This is a genomic window from Streptomyces sp. NPDC005898, from assembly GCF_040629635.1.
Lineage (GTDB): Bacteria > Actinomycetota > Actinomycetes > Streptomycetales > Streptomycetaceae > Streptomyces.
Window position 1 is genome coordinate 137,606 of sequence record NZ_JBEXWC010000003.1, and the last position, 15,109, is coordinate 152,714.

The following is a 15,109-nucleotide window of genomic DNA, read 5'->3' on the forward strand; positions in this document are numbered from 1 at the left end:
CGGCGGGCGGACGCCCTCAGCCGACGCGCTGCGTGTGGAACTGTTCGAGACGGCGCTGCGCCAGCTGCAGGGTGCCCGGCCGGCGGCCCGGCACCCGGCGGCGCAGGCGGATCAGGTCGGGACCGAGGGCCCGGACGGTCTCGGCGTCGCGCACGCGGTCCCACAGGTGGTGGGCCCGGTCCGCCGCGGCTTCCACCTGCGGGGAGTCGGGGGCCTGCCCGGCGGCGAGGCGGGCCTCGGCCACGGCGAGCCAGATCTCGCAGCTGCGCGCCACGTCACCGGCGAACCGGGCGAGATCCGCACGGACTTCCATCCAATGGATGACCTCGTTCGAGCCCGGTCCGTGCGCGCGCAGCGCGGTCTGCTCCCAGGAGGCGGCGAGGGCCGCCGCCTCCTCGTGCCGGCCCGCTTCCACGGCGGCGGTGATCGCGGCGTGCGGATCGGCGGGCCCGGCGTCCGGCTCGGGCCCGCCCGCCGGGGCGGCCGGCTCCGGCGCGGGGCTCACGATAAGCCGCTGGTGGGCGGCGGGCGGGGCCAGGCGGGGCTCCCCGGCGACCACGAGGTCCTGCGCGCCCTCGGCGAGGGACTGGGCGACCGCCTGCTCGTGCAGGTGCGGGAGCGGAGGCCGGTGGCCGCTGCGCAGCACGGTGGCGAGCGCCTTCATGTAGGCGGGGGCCGCCGGCGCGCGCCGCTTGGCGGGCGGGGCGATACGGCCGTACAGCGCGACGCCGGCTCCCGCGTCGAGCGGGTGCTCGTGCAGGGCCTGCCAGCTCTCGGGGTCGGTGTGCAGGTCGACGACGAGGGTGGTGCTGCCCGCGGGGCGCAGCCGGAGTTCCTGGGTGAACCAGTGCCAGGGGAATCCGGTGTAGCGCATGGTCGCCGGGGTGGTGCGGGCGAGCGCCAGGTGCAGGTGGCGCTGGCGCCGGTCGAGATGGACCTGCCCGACCAGGTAGATCGTCAACGGCCCCGGCGCCATGGCGGCGGCCCGCAGCCGCGTCAGGACCGACTGCGGGTCCAGCGGGTCGGCCAGTTCCACCACGCTCGCGGGGTCGGTCCCGGCGAGCGCCGCGGGCGACACCGCCGCGAGTACGGGAAGTACGGAGGCCGCGTCGACGAGCCGGCTCTTGCTGACGGGGGCCGCCGCGATGAGCAGCGCAGTACCTGGCATCGGCCCCTCCCTATCGATCACCACGTCAGCACCGTATCCGCTGCTTGCGCCGGGCACGACAAGCAGGCGGTGATCCGTTCGAATTGCCCGGGCGGCCCCGGCGTACGGCGAGGGGGGCCGCCGCCGTCATCGGCGGGTCGGGACCGGGCGCCGGCCACCCGGACCGCAACTACACTGAGTAGTAAACCACTTGAACCGTGATCCATCGTTCGATCCGTTCAAACTACCGGCCGGACAAGGGTACGAACGGCGCTGAGCGGGAAAGATGAGCATAGGACTTCGGTACCGCCCTGGAATCCGGCGGCGTCCGATGCCGCTTCGCATCAGCCGCACCACCCTTCTATTGATTACTCTCAGTGAAGGAGGCAGGACACTGCTGGACTGGGAAACGGGCACCGCCGACTTCACCTTCGGCCTGAACCATCGCATGGTGAACGGCACGGATGTCCTTGCGTTCTGGGGTGAACTCGACGCCTGGGCCGACCAGGAGCTCACCCCTCGTGTGACGGCCCTGCTCGACCGAGCCGGTCAGCAGGTCGTCGCGGACCTGCGGAAGGTGACGTTCCTCGACGCCGGTGGCCTGCGGCTGCTGGTACGGATCCGGCAGCAGGTGGCCTCGGCACAGGGCACGCTGTGGCTCGTGCCGGGCAGCGCCCGCAACTGGCGCGTGCTGCGCATCACCCGCCTCGACCGGAGCTTCACGATCCCGGCCGGCGCCCCGTACACCAACAGGCGACCGGGCGCGCGGAGCGTCCACCACTGATGTGCCCCCGCCGGTCGGGGGGCACATCATGACTGTTCGGATCGCATAAGGAGAGGCCCTCGGGGCATGGGGAAGCCATGCATCTGCCTTCGGTGACAGCACACGGAAAAGGCCGGGCCCGACGGGCGGCCAAGGGGACGGCCATCGCCTCGATCGCCCGCGCCGGATTCATCGGCCGCGGAGTGATCTACCTCCTCATCGGCACGCTGGCCCTGCGGATCGCCTTCTCCGACGGCGGGAGCCGGCAGGCGGACCGCGGTGGCGCCGTGGCGGAGCTCGCGGACCGGCCGTTCGGCAACATCCTGCTGTGGCTGCTCGGCATCGCCCTGGCCGGAATGGCCCTGTGGCGGCTCTCGGAGGCCTTCTTCGGGCAGGCCGGGCCGGACGGCGACAAGCCGAGCAAGCGGGCGATGTCCGCCGCGCGGTGCCTCTTCTACATCTTCGTCGCGTACTCCGTCCTCGCCTACGCGACCGGCGACGAGGGCAGTGGCAGCGGTTCGAGCGACCAGCAGACCAAGGACGTGACGGCCAAGGCCTTCGACTGGCCCGGCGGGCGGTGGATCGTCGCCGCGGCGGGCGCCGCCGTGCTCGTGGCGGGCCTCTGGATCGCCGGCCGCGCGCTGATGCGCAAGTTCCACAAGCGGCTGCGTCTGTCCGAGATGTCGCACCGGGTGCGCCAGGCCGTGGACATCCTCGGTGTGTTCGGCGGCGTGTCCAGGGGCGTCGTCTTCGCGGTGGCCGGTGGGTTCGCCGTCGCCGCCGGTGTGCGGCACAAGTCCGGCGAGGCCAAGGGCATGGACAACACCCTGCGCTCCTTCGCCGACACCGGCTTCGGGCCGTGGCTGCTCGCGATCATCGCCTTCGGGCTCGCCGCCTTCGGCCTCTTCTCCTTCGCGAACGCGCGCTGGCGCAAGCTCTGACCCGGCGCCCCCCCACACCCACTCACCCGCCCACCCGCTCACTGACTCATCCGCTCGCCCCGTCACCTCGTGACTCCGTGGCCTTCGAGGCCGGACCGGCGTTCGCACCGCGCAGCAACCAGACCTCACGACGAGGGCCCTGAGCGCGGGGCGGACGCCGGTCGTCGTCTTTTGTCACCCCGATGCCAACACGTCTCACCCCGACACGCATCCCCGCCTGTAGTCGACGCCGCGGATGCTGCAATACGTTGCCCGGGCCCTGGATACCCCCGCCTCGCTCCCCCTCGGAGGAGAACGTCCATGCGGATGCCCGCTCAGCATCGCCCCGTCGCCGCCCTCACCGCCGTCGGCGCGGTCGCCGTACTCGGCCTCGGCGCGGGACCGGCCGCCACCGAGACCCCGAAGCCACTGCGCTATGTCGCCCTCGGCGACAGCTACAGCGCGGGCTCGGGCGTTCTGCCCCTCGACCCGGGAGCGCCGCTCGTCTGCGCCCGTACGTCGAAGAACTACCCGCACCTGCTGGCCGCCTCCCTCGGCGCGAAACTGACGGACGTGACCTGCGGCGGAGCCCAGACCAAGGACTTCACGTCCTCCCAACACCCGGGCGTGCCCCCGCAGTTCGACGCGCTGAAGAGCGACACACAGCTGGTGACGCTCACCATCGGCGGCAACGACCAGAACACGTTCATCAACGCCGTCCTCGCCTGCGGTACCGCCGGGGTCCTCTCCGGCGGAAAGGGCAGCCCCTGCAAGGACACGTACGGCACCACCTTCAAGGACCGGATCGAGTCCACGACGTACCCGGCCATCAAGGCCTCCCTCCAGCGGATCAAGGCCAGATCACCGAAGGCGCGGGTCGCGATCCTCGGCTACCCCTGGATCACTCCCGCCAAGGCCGTCCCCGGCTGTTTCCTCAAGATGCCCCTGGCCGAGGGCGATGTGCCCTACCTCCGCGACACGCAGGCCCACTTGAACGCCGCCGCCCGGCGCGCCGCCGCGGCGACCGGCACGACGTACGTCGACATGGACGCCGCCTCCGACGCCCATGACGCCTGCCGCCCGGTGAAGGAGCGGTGGATCGAACCGGTGCTCTTCGGCACGAATTTCGTCCCCGTGCACCCCAACGCCGCCGGCGAGGCCGGGATGGCCCAGCAGGCGGCGAAAGCACTGAAACTGTCCTGACCGCCCAGGGACCGCGCCCCGCGCACCGTCCGACGGCGCGGGGCTGCGATCCTGGCCCGGTGACCGGAATCAAGTGGCCCACCAGCAAGAACCGCCGCACGCGGACCGCACGCGCCGGCGTCGGGGGCGCGCTGCTCCTCGTGCTTCTCGGCCCCCTCGCCACCTCCTGTTCGCCGGCCCCCGGCTCCCCCGCCGGTGACGCCGTCCGGCGCCCGCCCGTCGACGCGGCGTTCGACTACCAACTGGGCGGCGCCTACCGGCCCCCGGCGAAGGTGCGGGCCCTCACGCGCGATCGCGCCGCCGATCCCGCCCCCGGCCGGTACAACATCTGCTACGTCAACGCCTTCCAGGCCCAGCCCGGCAGGAAGGCCGCGCGCTGGTGGCAGCGCGAGCACCCCGAGCTGCTCCTGCGCGACGGCGACGGGCGCCTGGTCGTCGACGAGGACTGGCACGAGCCCCTGCTCGACATCTCCAACCCCGCCAAGCGCTCCGCCCTGCTCGATGTCGTCGGGAAGTGGATCGAGGGCTGCTCCGAGGCCGGTTTCGACGCCGTGGAGCCCGACAACCTCGACTCCTACGAGCGCTCCAAGGGGCTGCTCACCGTGGACGACGCGGCGGCCTTCGCCCGGCTCCTGGCCCGCCGCGCCCACGACGAGGGCCTGGCCATCGCCCAGAAGAACACCACCGACCTCCTGGCGCGGCGCCGCTCCATCGGCTTCGACTTCGCCGTGACCGAGGAGTGCGCCCGCTACCGGGAGTGCCCCGCGTTCGAGGCGGCGTACGACGGCAGGGTCTTCGACATCGAGTACGAGCAGAAGGACTTCGACGCCGCCTGCCGCTCCTGGGGCGCGAAACTGTCGGTGACCTTGCGCGACCGCGACGTCCTGCCCGCGGGCGAGGACGGGCACGTGTACCGGCACTGCTGACGGCGCGGGCCTCCCGGCCGGTCAGCCTTGCCGCCCGGGCGGCGGAGGGGGCTTCGGGGCGCCGCGCGGAGGAGCGATCTTGCCGTACGTCACCGCGGGACCGCCGGTGTCCGTGGCCCCGGCGGTCGGGCCTTTGTCCGGTGGCAGCAGGGCGTCACGGTGGGCGCCCGGGTCCCAGCCGGTCTCCACCACCCGCTTCTGGACGACGATCGCGCCGAGCAGGACGACCGCGCCGATCAGCAGCATCAGGAGGGCCCCGCCCGTCTCCCCCGCCTTGGCCGCGTACCCCACGAGCGTGCCGAACCAACCGAAGTCCGCGTCCCCGAACGTGGTGTTCTCCTCGCCGAAGGCACCGAGGACCTTCAGGAGCAGCGCCGGCAGGAAGGTGATGAGGACGCCGTTGACGAAGGCGCCGAGGGCCGCGCCGCGCCGGCCGCCGGTCGCGTTGCCGTAGACGCCGGCCGCGCCGCCCGTGAAGAAGTGCGGGACCAGACCGGGCAGGACCAGGGCGAGACCGAAGGCGGGGTGGAAAATCCAGGCGAGCAGTCCGAGGCTCACGAGGCCGCCCGTGAAGCTGGAGAAGAAACCGACGAGGACGGCGTTCGGGGCGTAGGGGAAGACGATCGGCGCGTCGAGCGAGGGCACGGCGCCGGGCACCAGCTTGCGCGCGATGCCCTGGAAGGCGGGGACGAGTTCGCCGAGGATCGTCCGCACGCCGAAGAGGATCACGGCGACCGCGATGCCGAACTGGAGCCCCTGCATGACGGACCGCATGACGTAGTCGCCGACGCCGGCCGCACCCGCCGCGCCGTCATCGCCGAAGGCCTTGAAGGCGGCCGTCCTGCCGACCTTGCCGAGGAAGACGAGGGAGGTGACGAGGTGGATCAGGACCATGGACAGGGCGGTCGCCACCATCGAGTCGCGCAGAAAGCGCAGCCCTTCGGGGAGGTCCATCTCCTCGGTGGAGCGGCTGCGGCCTCCCACCAGCCGGCCCGTGGCGCCCGCCGCGATGTAGCCGGCGGTGCCGAAGTGGCCGATCGCCACACTGTCGTTGCCGGTGACCCGCTTGGTCCAGGGGTGCGCGAAGGCCGGCAGTGCCACCAGCAGGATTCCGAGCAGGACACCGCCCACGGCGACCACGACCCACGAGGCCTGGCCCCCGATGGCGAGCACCATCGTCAGCAGGGTCGCCATGAACAGCATGTGATGGCCGGTCAGGAACACATAGCGCAGGGGCGTGAAGCGGGCCAGGAGCAGGCTGACGGCGAACCCGAGGATCATCAGCCAGGCGACGCGGGCGCCGTACCGCTCCTGGGCGATGCCGACGATCGCCTCGTTGGTGGGGATCACGCCGTGCGCCCCGGTGGCGCCCTGGATCATCCTGCCGAGCGGGGCGAGGGCGTCGACGACGAGGGTGGCGCCGGCCCCGATCAGCAGGAAGCCCAGCGTCGCCTTGATGGCGCCGCCCACGATCTGCCCGGCGGACTTCCGCAGGGCGAGCAGCCCGGCGGCGGTGATGAGCCCGATGAGGTAGGCGGGTCGGCTGAGGATCTCGTCGACCAGGAACTGTGCGATCGTCACGAGCCGGTCCATGGTGTGTTCCCTCTCCTTGCAGCTGCCGGGGCCGTCAGACGTCGTACGTGTCGCGCAGGACGCGGTCGGCCTCCGCCGCGCTGGTGAAGTCCTCCACGACCTTCACCGGCACGCCGACGTCGCCGAGTGTCCCGGCGATCTCTCGCGAGGTGAGGACGGCGACGGCCTCGTGCGCCTTGCCCTTGGCGGAGATGGTGTCGGTCGCCTCGACGGTGACGTACCCGCTCCAGCCCCAGCGCTCCAGGACGACTTCCAGGGTCTGTTTGAGGAACAGGCTCGTGCCGACGCCGTTGCCGCACACGGTCAGGATCTTGTGCGGGGCACCCCTGCCGCCGCGTACCTCCGGACGCGCCTCCTCGGGCGCGTCCGCCAGGAGGGCGTGCACCGCTCGCGGGGTCGGCGCCTCGCGCAGGGCGCGGGCGGTGTCGGGGTCGGCGAGGAGCCGCGCGAGCGCGCCCATGGCGGCGGTGTGCTCGCCGGCGTCCTTCGCGGCGAGACCGACGACCAGTTCGACGGGGTCGTTGGTCTCGTGGCCGAACTCCACGGGTGCCGCGAGCCGCACCCAGGACATGCCGGTGGCGTGGACGGCGGGCGAGGGCCTGGCGTGGGCCAGGGCGAGACCGGGGGCGACGACGAGGTACGGGCCGTTCCGCTCGATGTTCTCGATCATCTCGGCGGTGTACGCGTCCGCCGCGGCGCCCGTCGCGACCAACAGGTCACCGGCGCGCCGGACGGCTTCGCGCCAGTCGGCCGCCGGCGCGTCGAGGAGGACGGCTGCCACGGGGAGGATCTCGTTCAGCGCTGCCATGCACATGATTCTCGCCGACGGGCGCGTGGCACCGCTGAGTCCCGCCTACTGCTGAGTCCCGCCTACTGCCGCGACGCGCCGCCCGGGTGCGGCGCGCCAGGAAGGGCGCACAACGCCCGGAAGGAGTGACGTGACCGGGTGGATGGCCCCTGCGGTGGTACGGGCCCGGCTCCGGGAGGAAGGCCTGGTGCTGCCGCTGTGCGGCCACGACAGATGCCCGGCCCGACGCCGGGTCCCGCCATGAAGGGAGACACCTCGATGGCATCAGCACCGGTCCGCCCCGCGCGCCGCATCCGCGTCGCCGCGACCGTTCTCACCCTGACCGCCACGGCGGCCCTCGCCGCAGGCTGTTCCGCCCTGGACGGTGACCCCTCCCCCGCTGGTGGCCCCGCCCCGGCGGGCAGCGGTGCCCCGGCGCCCGAGCGGGTGCCGCCGGCCCAGAGCCTTTCCCCCTTCACCGGGCAGGCGGCACGACAGGGCCCGGTGCTCGCGGTGAAGTTCGACAACGCGAGCGAGGCACGTCCGCACACCGGCATCGGGGACGCGGACATCGTCTACGTGGAGAAGGTCGAGGGCGGGATGAGCCGCCTGATGGGCGTGTACTCCGGCAAACTGCCGAAAGCGGCGGGGCCGGTGCGCAGCGCCCGCGAGTCCGACATCGAACTCCTGCGCCAGTTCGGCCGGCCGGCCCTCGCGTACTCGGGGGTGCGCAGCGCGCTCCTCAAGACGCTCCAGGACTCCCCCGTCCACGCCCGCACGCACACCGATGTCCCCGAGGCGTACTTCCGGCAGTCCGGCCGGCCCGCCCCGCACGACCTCTTCGTCCGTCCCAAGGCGCTGCTGCGCTCGATGCCGAAGGCCGACCGGCCCGCCGACATCGGCTTCCGCTTCGGTCCCGCCCCGGCGGGCGGCACCCCTATGGCGCGGATGGCGGTCGACTACGACCTGGCCTCGCACACCTTCGACTGGTCGGCCGATGAGGGCCGCTGGCTGGCGTCCTTCGACGGTGCGCCTGCGCGCAGCACCTCCGGGGCGCGGTTGGGCGCACGGACCGTCGTGATCCAGTACGTGACGATGCGGTCCTCGCGCTACAAGGACTACACCGGCGCGGTGACGCCGTACATCGAGACGGTCGGCGGCGGGGAGGCGCTCGTCCTGCGGGACGGGAAGAGTTACCCCACCCGGTGGGCGCGGCCCTCGGCCACCGCCGGCACGACGTTCACGCTGCCCGACGGCCGGCGGATGCCCTTCGCCCCCGGTCAGGTCTGGATCGTCTACGCGGACCGCAGCTGATCAGGGGCGGCCCCGGTCGGGTTCGAGCACCGGGGCGTGGTTCCCGGTGGCGCGTACGGTCAGGCGCTTGCCGCCCGCCGGGTCCGTGATCACGTGGCGCCGCGTGCTCCCGGTGGCGCCGCCGATCCCGCGCAGCTGCCAGCGCTGTGTCCCGCCGGGCGCCTCGGCGCTCTTGACGACGAGGCCGGTTTCGGTGGCGGTGAGGTGCTTGCCGCTGTGGACGCCGGTCAGCCGGTAGGTGGCGTCCTTGCGGGGCACGGCCGCGTCCTCGGCGACGCCCGAGACCCCGGTGACGACGAAGGAGGTCACCGATTCCGCGGGCACGGTGAAGGTGGCCTTCCGGCCGGTGACGCCGATGGCGGGGTGCCGTTCGAGCTTGCCCCCGGCGCTGGTCACCACCGGTGTGACGGTGGCACCGCGACTGACGCGGGCGAACTTCGACAGGTCGACGGTGACGGTTCGTTCGGCGGTGGTGCTGTTGACGTGGACGACGGTCGCCCCTCGGCCGTTCTCGGCGACGGCGGCGGCGCTCGAGGTGTCGTCGACCTTGATGAGGCGGTCGCCGGGCTTGATGTAGTGCGTGAAGTTGCGGGCGGTGTCGAACTTGGTGTTCGTGCGGATGGGGCAGGTGTCGAGGGTGTCCTCGGCGGTGCAGCTGAACGGGAGCTGGATGCTGCCCCAGTTGCCGCCCTTGGCGGACTCGCCGCCCGGCTTCATGTTGTCGTAGTCCTCCACCGGCTGCCAGAACACCCAGGCACGGGGCTCCAGTTCGCGCAGGTCGTCGACCATGTGCTGGGCGAGACCGAGGCCCGGGGACATGTCCGCGAAGTCCTGGCCGTCCCCCCAGTCGCCCTCGACCTCGCTCATCCACAGCGGCTTGCCGGCCGCCTTCGCCAGGTCCCGTACCGTCGTACGGCCGGCGGTGCCGTAGGTGTGGACGTTCATCCTGTCGACCAGGGCGCGGACCTCAGCGGGGTAGTTGTGCCAGTTGCGCGCGAAGACCTCGGGGTTGGTCTCGTCCATCGCGGATATCTTGGCGCGGGTCCCGGACGCGCGCAGGGCCGGTGCCAGGGCCCGGATGACGCGCTGCTGGAGCTCGGGGCCCATGTGGGCGCCTTCCTGGCGGCCGCCGACGGGTTCGCCGTCGCTGCCGAGGCGGGTGCTCCAGTAGGTGGTGTTCGGTTCGTTGAACGGGTCGAGGGTGTCGACCTTGATGCCGTGCTCCTTCTCCAGCCGCCTGGTCGCGCCCGCCAGGTAGGCGGCGAAATCGTCGGCCGATGCGGCCTTCAGCTGGTCCTGGGCGGCGTCGAAGCCGCCGGAGACGTAGCCGCTCCTGGTCATGAACCAGGGCGGGGAGTTGCTGAACGTCTCCCAGTGGTCGATGTCGTTCTTGATCCTGTCGACCCACCAGCGCTGGGTGGCGTCGGCGCGGGGGTTCCAGTCCGCCGGGTCCTTCGCGTCCCACCAGCCGGTGTCCTCGCGGGTGGTGCCCTCGGGGGCCCGCCACCAGCCCTCGACCGCTCCCCCGGCGCGGAGGTAGTCCTTGACGTCCGGGGCGTTGCCGCCGCCGATGTTGTAGCGGGCGATGTTCAGGGCGAGTCCGTCGTCGTCGAAGAGGAGGCGCGCCAGCTTCTGGCGTATCTCCTCGGGGTAGCCGCCCGTGACGTTGGCGAACCAGGCGAGGCTGGTGCCCCACCCCTCGAACTTCTCCTGCCGGTAGGAGGGGTCGGGCCGGACGGTGACGGCGGCGGTGGCGGCGACGGCCGCGGGCTGCGGGACGGTGATCAGCGCGGCCCCGGTGGCGAGGGCGGTGATGCCGACGGCTGCGACGAGGCGTCGTGTGCGGGTACGGCGTGCCAACGTGTGCTCCCAACTCGTGTGCGGTCGCGGTGCGGTGGCGCTGTGCGCGGGGATCGGGTGCGGGTCAGGGGGCGGGCTGCCGCAGGACGGCGACGCCCCTGGGGGGAAGGACGAGGTCGCCGCCCTCGCCGGGGCCGGTCAGCGGTTCGCCGGTCAGGCCGGGCAGGGGCACCGGTTCGTCGGTCCGGTTGACGAGGAACAGGTAGCGGCCGTCATCGCCACGGCGTACGGCGAGTTCGACGCGTCCGCGTGCGGCGGCGGGCAGTTCGCTGTCCACGCCGGCGGCGTCGAGCAGCCGCGGCAGCAGCGCGGTCAGGCCCTCGGCGCCGAGCCGGGTGGAGACGTACGCGGCCGAGCCTGCGCCCGAGGCCCTGCGGGTGACGGCGGGGCGGCCCGCGTACGCGCCGGTGCGGTAGGTGGCCAGGACCTCCACGCCGGGGGCGGCGACGGTGATCCGGTCGGTCCACACCGTGCCCGTCGTGGCGTCGTCCAGCTCGACGCTGTCGTCGGCGAGCAGCGGCCCGAACTCCTCGACCCGGATGCCGAGGAGCTCCCGCAGGGCACCGGGGTGGCCGCCGAGCCAGATGTGGTCGTTCTCGTCGACGATTCCGGAGAAGTACGTGGTGACCAGGTGGCCGCCGCTCTCGACGTAGCCCGTGAGGTCCTTGGCGAGCGCCTCGGGGACCAGGTGGAGGACGGGCGCGATCAGCAGGTCGTAGGTGTCGAGGTCGGCCCGTGTGGTGACGACGTCGGCGCGGATGCCGAGGGTGAGCAGCGCGGAGTACCAGTCGAGGGCCTCCTGGCGGTAGTCGAGGAGTGTGGTGGGATGGGAGTCCTGTTCGCTCGCCCACCACGACTCCCAGTCGAAGAGGACGGCGACCCGGGCGGGCTCCCGCGTGCTGCCCGCGACGGGGGCCAGCGCGCCGAGCGTGCGCCCGAGGTCGCGCACGGCGCGGAAGACCTCGCTGTCCGCCCCGGCGTGCGGGACCATCGCGGAGTGGTACTTCTCGGCGCCCGCCGCCGACTGGCGCCACTGGAAGAAGCAGACGGCGTCGGCGCCGTGGGCGACGTGCAGCAGTGAATCGCGGGCGAGGTCGCCGGGGCGCTTGGCGAGGTTGACGGGCTGCCAGTTGACGGCGCTGGTGGAGTGCTCCATGAGGAACCACGGGCGGTGGCCCGCGATGCCGCTGGTGAGGTTGGCCGAGAAGGACAGCTCGTCCCGCGCCTGGGGGCCGGGGCTCACGTAGTGGTCGTTGGAGACGAAGTCGGTCTCGTCCGCCCAGTCGGCGTAGTTCATGCCCTTCGTGCCGCCCATCACCATGAAGTTGGTGGTGACGGGCACGTCCGGGGTGAGGTCGCGCAGGATGTCGCGCTCGGCGCGCAGATACTCCTTCAGCGCGTCGGAGGAGAACCGCTTGAAGTCCAGCTGCTGGGTGGGGTTGGGGTGGGAGGCGGCCAGGCGGGGCGGCAGGATCTGCTCCCAGTCGCCGTAGCGCTGGGACCAGAAGGCGGTGCCCCAGGCGTGGTTGAGGGCGTCGAGGGTGCGGTAGCGCTCGCGCAGCCAGACGCGGAAGGCGCGGGCCGCGTCGTCGGAGTAGTCGTAGACGTTGTGGCAGCCCAGCTCGTTGGAGATGTGCCAGGCCACCAGGGCGGGGTGGCCGGCGTAGCGGTCGGCCATCGCGCGCACCAGCCGCAGGGCGTGGGTCCTGAAGACGGGTGAGGTGGGCCGCCAGTGCTGGCGGGCGCCGGGCCACAGGGTCTCGCCGGACGCGGTCACGGGCAGGATCTCGGGGTGTGCCGTGGTCAGCCAGGGCGGCGGTGAGGCGGTCGCGGTGGCCAGGTCGACGGCGATGCCGCCCGCGTGCAGCAGGTCCATGACGTGGTCGAGCCAGGCGAAGTCCCAGGTGTCCTCGGCGGGTTGGAGGCGGGCCCAGGAGAAGATGCCGAGGGAGACGATGTTCACGCCGGCCTCGCGCATCAGCCGCACGTCCTCCGCCCAGACCTCGCGCGGCCACTGCTCGGGGTTGTAGTCCGCGCCGTAGGCGAGGCGGGGGCGGGGGCCGTCGCCGTCCGCTCCGTCCAGGAGCCGGAGCGGGAGGGGGGAGATCATGGTGGTCCTTCCGGTGCGCCGCCGGCGAGCGGCGCACGGGTGCGGGGATGCGGGAGGGGGGTGAGCCCGTGCGGGGCCGGGGCCGTCGGCTGCTTCTGTTACTTCCGTACGGTGAAGCCCTGCTCGGTTCCGTACCTGGCCGAGGCGTCCTGCCAGGACCTGAGTCCCTTGGCCAGCGGCGTGCCCGAGACGTAGGCCTTCCCGGCGGTGTCGTTGAAGATCGAGTTGGCGTAGACCTGGTACGGCAGGTACTCCCAGTCGGCCGGGACGTCCGCCGCGGACTCGGCGAAGATCTTGTTGGCCCGCTGGCCGCCGAAGTAGGGGAATTTGGTGTCCTGGAACTCCTTGGACCGGAGGTCCTTGGTGGTCGCGGGGAAGGCGCCGCCTTCGACGCGGGTCCGCACGCCCGCGCCGGAGTTGGCGTACTCGACGAAGGCGTACGCCAGTTCCTTGTCCTCGCCGAGTGTGGGCAGGGCCAGCGAGCTGCCGCCGTTCTCGGCGCTCGCCCCGGCGCCCTTGGTCCACTGGGGCAGGGGCGCCACGCGCCAGTCACCGGCCGCGCCCTTCACGCCCGAGGCGAAGTTGGCGGGCATCCAGGCGCCGATGGGCAGGGTGGCGATGGTGCCGTCGCCGAGGCCCTTGTACCAGTCGTCGCTCCATCCAGCGACGGGCGCCAGAAGCTTCTCGTCGATGAGCTTCTGCCAGGTGCCGGTGTACTTCTTCGCCCCCGCGTCGGTGAAGTCGATGCCGACCTCGGTGCCGTCGACGTCGTAAGGGTGCGAACCGGCCTGCCACAGCAGGCTGGTGGTCAGCCCGGCGTCCCCGACGTCAGCGGTGATGAACGCCTTGGGGTTCGCCTTGTGCAGCTTGCGGGCCGCCTCGACGTACTCGTCCCAGGTCGTCGGCACGGCGATGTCGTACTTGTCGAAGACCTTCTTGTTGTAGAAGAGCGCCATGGGCCCGGAGTCCATGGGGAGGCCGTGGATCCCCTCGTCGTTCTTCACGGCGTTCCACGGCCCCGGCGAGTAGCTGCCGGCGAGCTTGCCTGCGCCGAAGGGGGTGAGGTCGGTGACGGACTTCGTCAGGGCGTACTCGCCGAGCGCGTAGTACTCGATCTGCGCGACGTCGGGGACGCCCTTCTTCGCGGAGATGGCGTTCTGCAGCGCCTTGTACTGGTCGTTGTTGGTGCCCGCGTTGACCAGTTCGACGTCGACCTTCGGGTACTTCTCCTCGAAGTCGGCGGCGACCTGCTTCAGGGTGGGCTCCCACGCCCAGACGGTGACGGTGCCGCCCTTCTTCAGCGCGGCCCGGATGTCGGCCGGGCCGACCCGCTCCTGGGTGGAGTTGCCGTCGTCGGAGCCGCCGCAGGCGCTCGCCCCGAGGACGAGGGCGCAGACGATACCGGTGCCGCGCAGCAGGCGGCGGGGACGCTTGGGCATGGCGATGCTTCCACTTCTCGTGTTCTCGTGGTGGTGCTCGGGGACGGGGTGCGACATTCCGTGTGTGGGCTGTCGTGCCCGGGCTGCCGTACGGCGGGCGGGGGTCGAGCTCACTCCTTGACGCTTCCGGCGGAGAGGCCGGACCGCCAGTACTTCTGGAGCAGCAGGAAGGCCGCGATCAGCGGCACGATGGTCAGCAGGGAGCCGGTGACGACGAGGTTGAAGACGGCTTCGCCGCCGGCCGTGGACGCCTGCTTGTTCCACGCGTCGAGGCCGAGGGTCAGCGGGTACCAGTCGGGGTCCTTCAGCATGATCAGCGGCAGGAAGTAGTTGTTCCAGGTCGCGACCGTGGTGAACAGGAGCACGGTGACGGTGCCGGGCGCCAGCAGCGGCAGGGCGACCTGGAAGAAGGTGCGCAGCTCGCCCGCGCCGTCCACGCGGGCGGCCTCCATCAGCTCGGTGGGGATCGCCTCGCTCGCGAACACCCACATCAGGTACAGGCCGAACGGCGAGATCAGGGAGGGGACGATGATCGCCCAGGGGGTGTCGGTGAGACCCAGTTCGCTGAACATCAGGAAGGTGGGGACGGCGAGCGCCGTGGTGGGCACCGCGACCGCCCCGATGACGACCGCGAACACGCCCCGCTTTCCGGGGAAGTCGAACTTGGCGAGGGCGTAGCCGCCGAGGACCGCGAGGAGGGTGGCGCCGCCCGCGCCCACCACCACGTACAGCAGGGTGTTGAGGAGCCAGCGGACGAACACGCCGTCCTGGTAGGCGAACGTCTCGGTGATGTTGTCCCAGAGCGCGAACTCCCCGTCGAACCAGAGCCCGAACGAGTCGGCCAGGCCCGCTTGCGTCTTCGTGGCGCTCAGCAGCAGCCACACGAGCGGTGCCAGGCTGTAGAGCAGGACCACGCCGGTGACGACGGTCAGCGTGACACTGCGCCTCGGCCGGCGCCTCGTCACGCGGCGGCTCGGGGCGCGCAGCCGGGGGACGGCGGCGGGCGGCCGGGTGGCGGGGCCGGGGGCGGTGGTGGCGTCGGTCATC

12 protein-coding genes are annotated in these 15,109 nt (G+C 72.2%); 5 read left to right on the forward strand and 7 right to left on the reverse strand.

The features are described from left to right. Nucleotides 1–16 precede the first annotated feature (16 nt). Nucleotides 17–1,168 carry a hypothetical protein gene (locus ABZ385_RS05880; RefSeq protein ID WP_358909887.1) on the reverse strand — a complete coding sequence of 384 codons (1,152 nt, stop codon included), beginning with the start codon at nt 1,166–1,168 and terminating at the stop codon, nt 17–19. A gap of 310 nt (nt 1,169–1,478) precedes the next feature. Here ABZ385_RS05880 and ABZ385_RS05885 point away from each other — a divergent pair, with 310 nt between their 5' ends. The 4 genes from ABZ385_RS05885 to ABZ385_RS05900 all read left to right on the forward strand — a co-directional run bounded on the left by ABZ385_RS05885 (nt 1,479) and on the right by ABZ385_RS05900 (nt 4,959). Then, complete coding sequence (locus ABZ385_RS05885; RefSeq protein WP_358909889.1) at nt 1,479–1,931, forward strand: STAS domain-containing protein; 453 nt, start codon at nt 1,479–1,481, stop codon at nt 1,929–1,931. Between the two features lie 77 nt (nt 1,932–2,008). Further along, nucleotides 2,009–2,851, forward strand: coding sequence for a DUF1206 domain-containing protein (locus ABZ385_RS05890; RefSeq protein ID WP_358584589.1), 843 nt, complete (start codon nt 2,009–2,011; stop codon nt 2,849–2,851). A 300-nt stretch (nt 2,852–3,151) separates the two neighbouring features. Beyond that, the gene (locus ABZ385_RS05895) at nt 3,152–4,033 is read left to right on the forward strand and encodes an SGNH/GDSL hydrolase family protein (protein ID WP_358909891.1); all 882 of its coding nucleotides are present in this window, start codon (nt 3,152–3,154) and stop codon (nt 4,031–4,033) included. Nucleotides 4,034–4,101: 68 nt separating this feature from the next. Then, the gene (locus ABZ385_RS05900; protein ID WP_358910277.1) at nt 4,102–4,959 is read left to right on the forward strand and encodes an endo alpha-1,4 polygalactosaminidase; all 858 of its coding nucleotides are present in this window, start codon (nt 4,102–4,104) and stop codon (nt 4,957–4,959) included. A 21-nt stretch (nt 4,960–4,980) separates the two neighbouring features. Here the strand turns inward: ABZ385_RS05900 and ABZ385_RS05905 are convergent, their stop codons facing one another. Together ABZ385_RS05905 and ABZ385_RS05910 are read right to left on the reverse strand one after the other, a co-directional pair. Then, nucleotides 4,981–6,552 carry a PTS ascorbate transporter subunit IIC gene (locus ABZ385_RS05905; RefSeq protein ID WP_358909893.1) on the reverse strand — a complete coding sequence of 524 codons (1,572 nt, stop codon included), beginning with the start codon at nt 6,550–6,552 and terminating at the stop codon, nt 4,981–4,983. A 34-nt stretch (nt 6,553–6,586) separates the two neighbouring features. Continuing rightward, nucleotides 6,587–7,360 (reverse strand): PTS sugar transporter subunit IIA, encoded by a 774-nt coding sequence (locus tag ABZ385_RS05910; RefSeq protein WP_358909895.1) that lies wholly within the window; start codon nt 7,358–7,360, stop codon nt 6,587–6,589. Nucleotides 7,361–7,618: 258 nt separating this feature from the next. On the opposite strand from ABZ385_RS05910, the gene ABZ385_RS05915 reads away from it, so the two are divergent. Beyond that, on the forward strand, nt 7,619–8,653 hold the full coding sequence (locus ABZ385_RS05915; protein WP_358909897.1) for a DUF3048 domain-containing protein: 1,035 nt from the start codon (nt 7,619–7,621) through the stop codon (nt 8,651–8,653). Here the strand turns inward: ABZ385_RS05915 and ABZ385_RS05920 are convergent, their stop codons facing one another. The 4 genes from ABZ385_RS05920 to ABZ385_RS05935 all read right to left on the reverse strand — a co-directional run bounded on the left by ABZ385_RS05920 (nt 8,654) and on the right by ABZ385_RS05935 (nt 15,108). Then, a complete protein-coding gene (locus tag ABZ385_RS05920; protein ID WP_358909899.1) occupies nt 8,654–10,513 on the reverse strand; it encodes a glycoside hydrolase in 1,860 nt (619 codons plus the stop codon). Between the two features lie 64 nt (nt 10,514–10,577). Then, nucleotides 10,578–12,623: a beta-galactosidase gene (locus tag ABZ385_RS05925; RefSeq protein WP_358909901.1), complete on the reverse strand. Its 2,046-nt coding sequence runs from the start codon at nt 12,621–12,623 to the stop codon at nt 10,578–10,580. A 98-nt stretch (nt 12,624–12,721) separates the two neighbouring features. Next, entirely contained in the window at nt 12,722–14,062 is a 1,341-nt protein-coding gene (locus tag ABZ385_RS05930) for a sugar ABC transporter substrate-binding protein (protein ID WP_358909903.1), read from the reverse strand. Between the two features lie 110 nt (nt 14,063–14,172). After that, on the reverse strand, nt 14,173–15,108 hold the full coding sequence (locus tag ABZ385_RS05935) for a carbohydrate ABC transporter permease (RefSeq protein ID WP_358909905.1): 936 nt from the start codon (nt 15,106–15,108) through the stop codon (nt 14,173–14,175). Nucleotide 15,109: the final 1 nt, after the last annotated feature.

Coding starts and splice junctions, on each gene's coding strand:
- ABZ385_RS05880 (WP_358909887.1), bottom strand. CDS start 1,168: ATGCCAGGTACTGCGCTGCTCATCGCGGCGGCCCCCGTCAGCAAGAGC.
- ABZ385_RS05885 (WP_358909889.1), top strand. CDS start 1,479: ATGCCGCTTCGCATCAGCCGCACCACCCTTCTATTGATTACTCTCAGT.
- ABZ385_RS05890 (WP_358584589.1), top strand. CDS start 2,009: ATGCATCTGCCTTCGGTGACAGCACACGGAAAAGGCCGGGCCCGACGG.
- ABZ385_RS05895 (WP_358909891.1), top strand. CDS start 3,152: ATGCGGATGCCCGCTCAGCATCGCCCCGTCGCCGCCCTCACCGCCGTC.
- ABZ385_RS05905 (WP_358909893.1), bottom strand. CDS start 6,552: ATGGACCGGCTCGTGACGATCGCACAGTTCCTGGTCGACGAGATCCTC.
- ABZ385_RS05910 (WP_358909895.1), bottom strand. CDS start 7,360: ATGGCAGCGCTGAACGAGATCCTCCCCGTGGCAGCCGTCCTCCTCGAC.
- ABZ385_RS05915 (WP_358909897.1), top strand. CDS start 7,619: ATGGCATCAGCACCGGTCCGCCCCGCGCGCCGCATCCGCGTCGCCGCG.
- ABZ385_RS05925 (WP_358909901.1), bottom strand. CDS start 12,623: ATGATCTCCCCCCTCCCGCTCCGGCTCCTGGACGGAGCGGACGGCGAC.
- ABZ385_RS05930 (WP_358909903.1), bottom strand. CDS start 14,062: ATGCCCAAGCGTCCCCGCCGCCTGCTGCGCGGCACCGGTATCGTCTGC.
- ABZ385_RS05935 (WP_358909905.1), bottom strand. CDS start 15,108: ATGACCGACGCCACCACCGCCCCCGGCCCCGCCACCCGGCCGCCCGCC.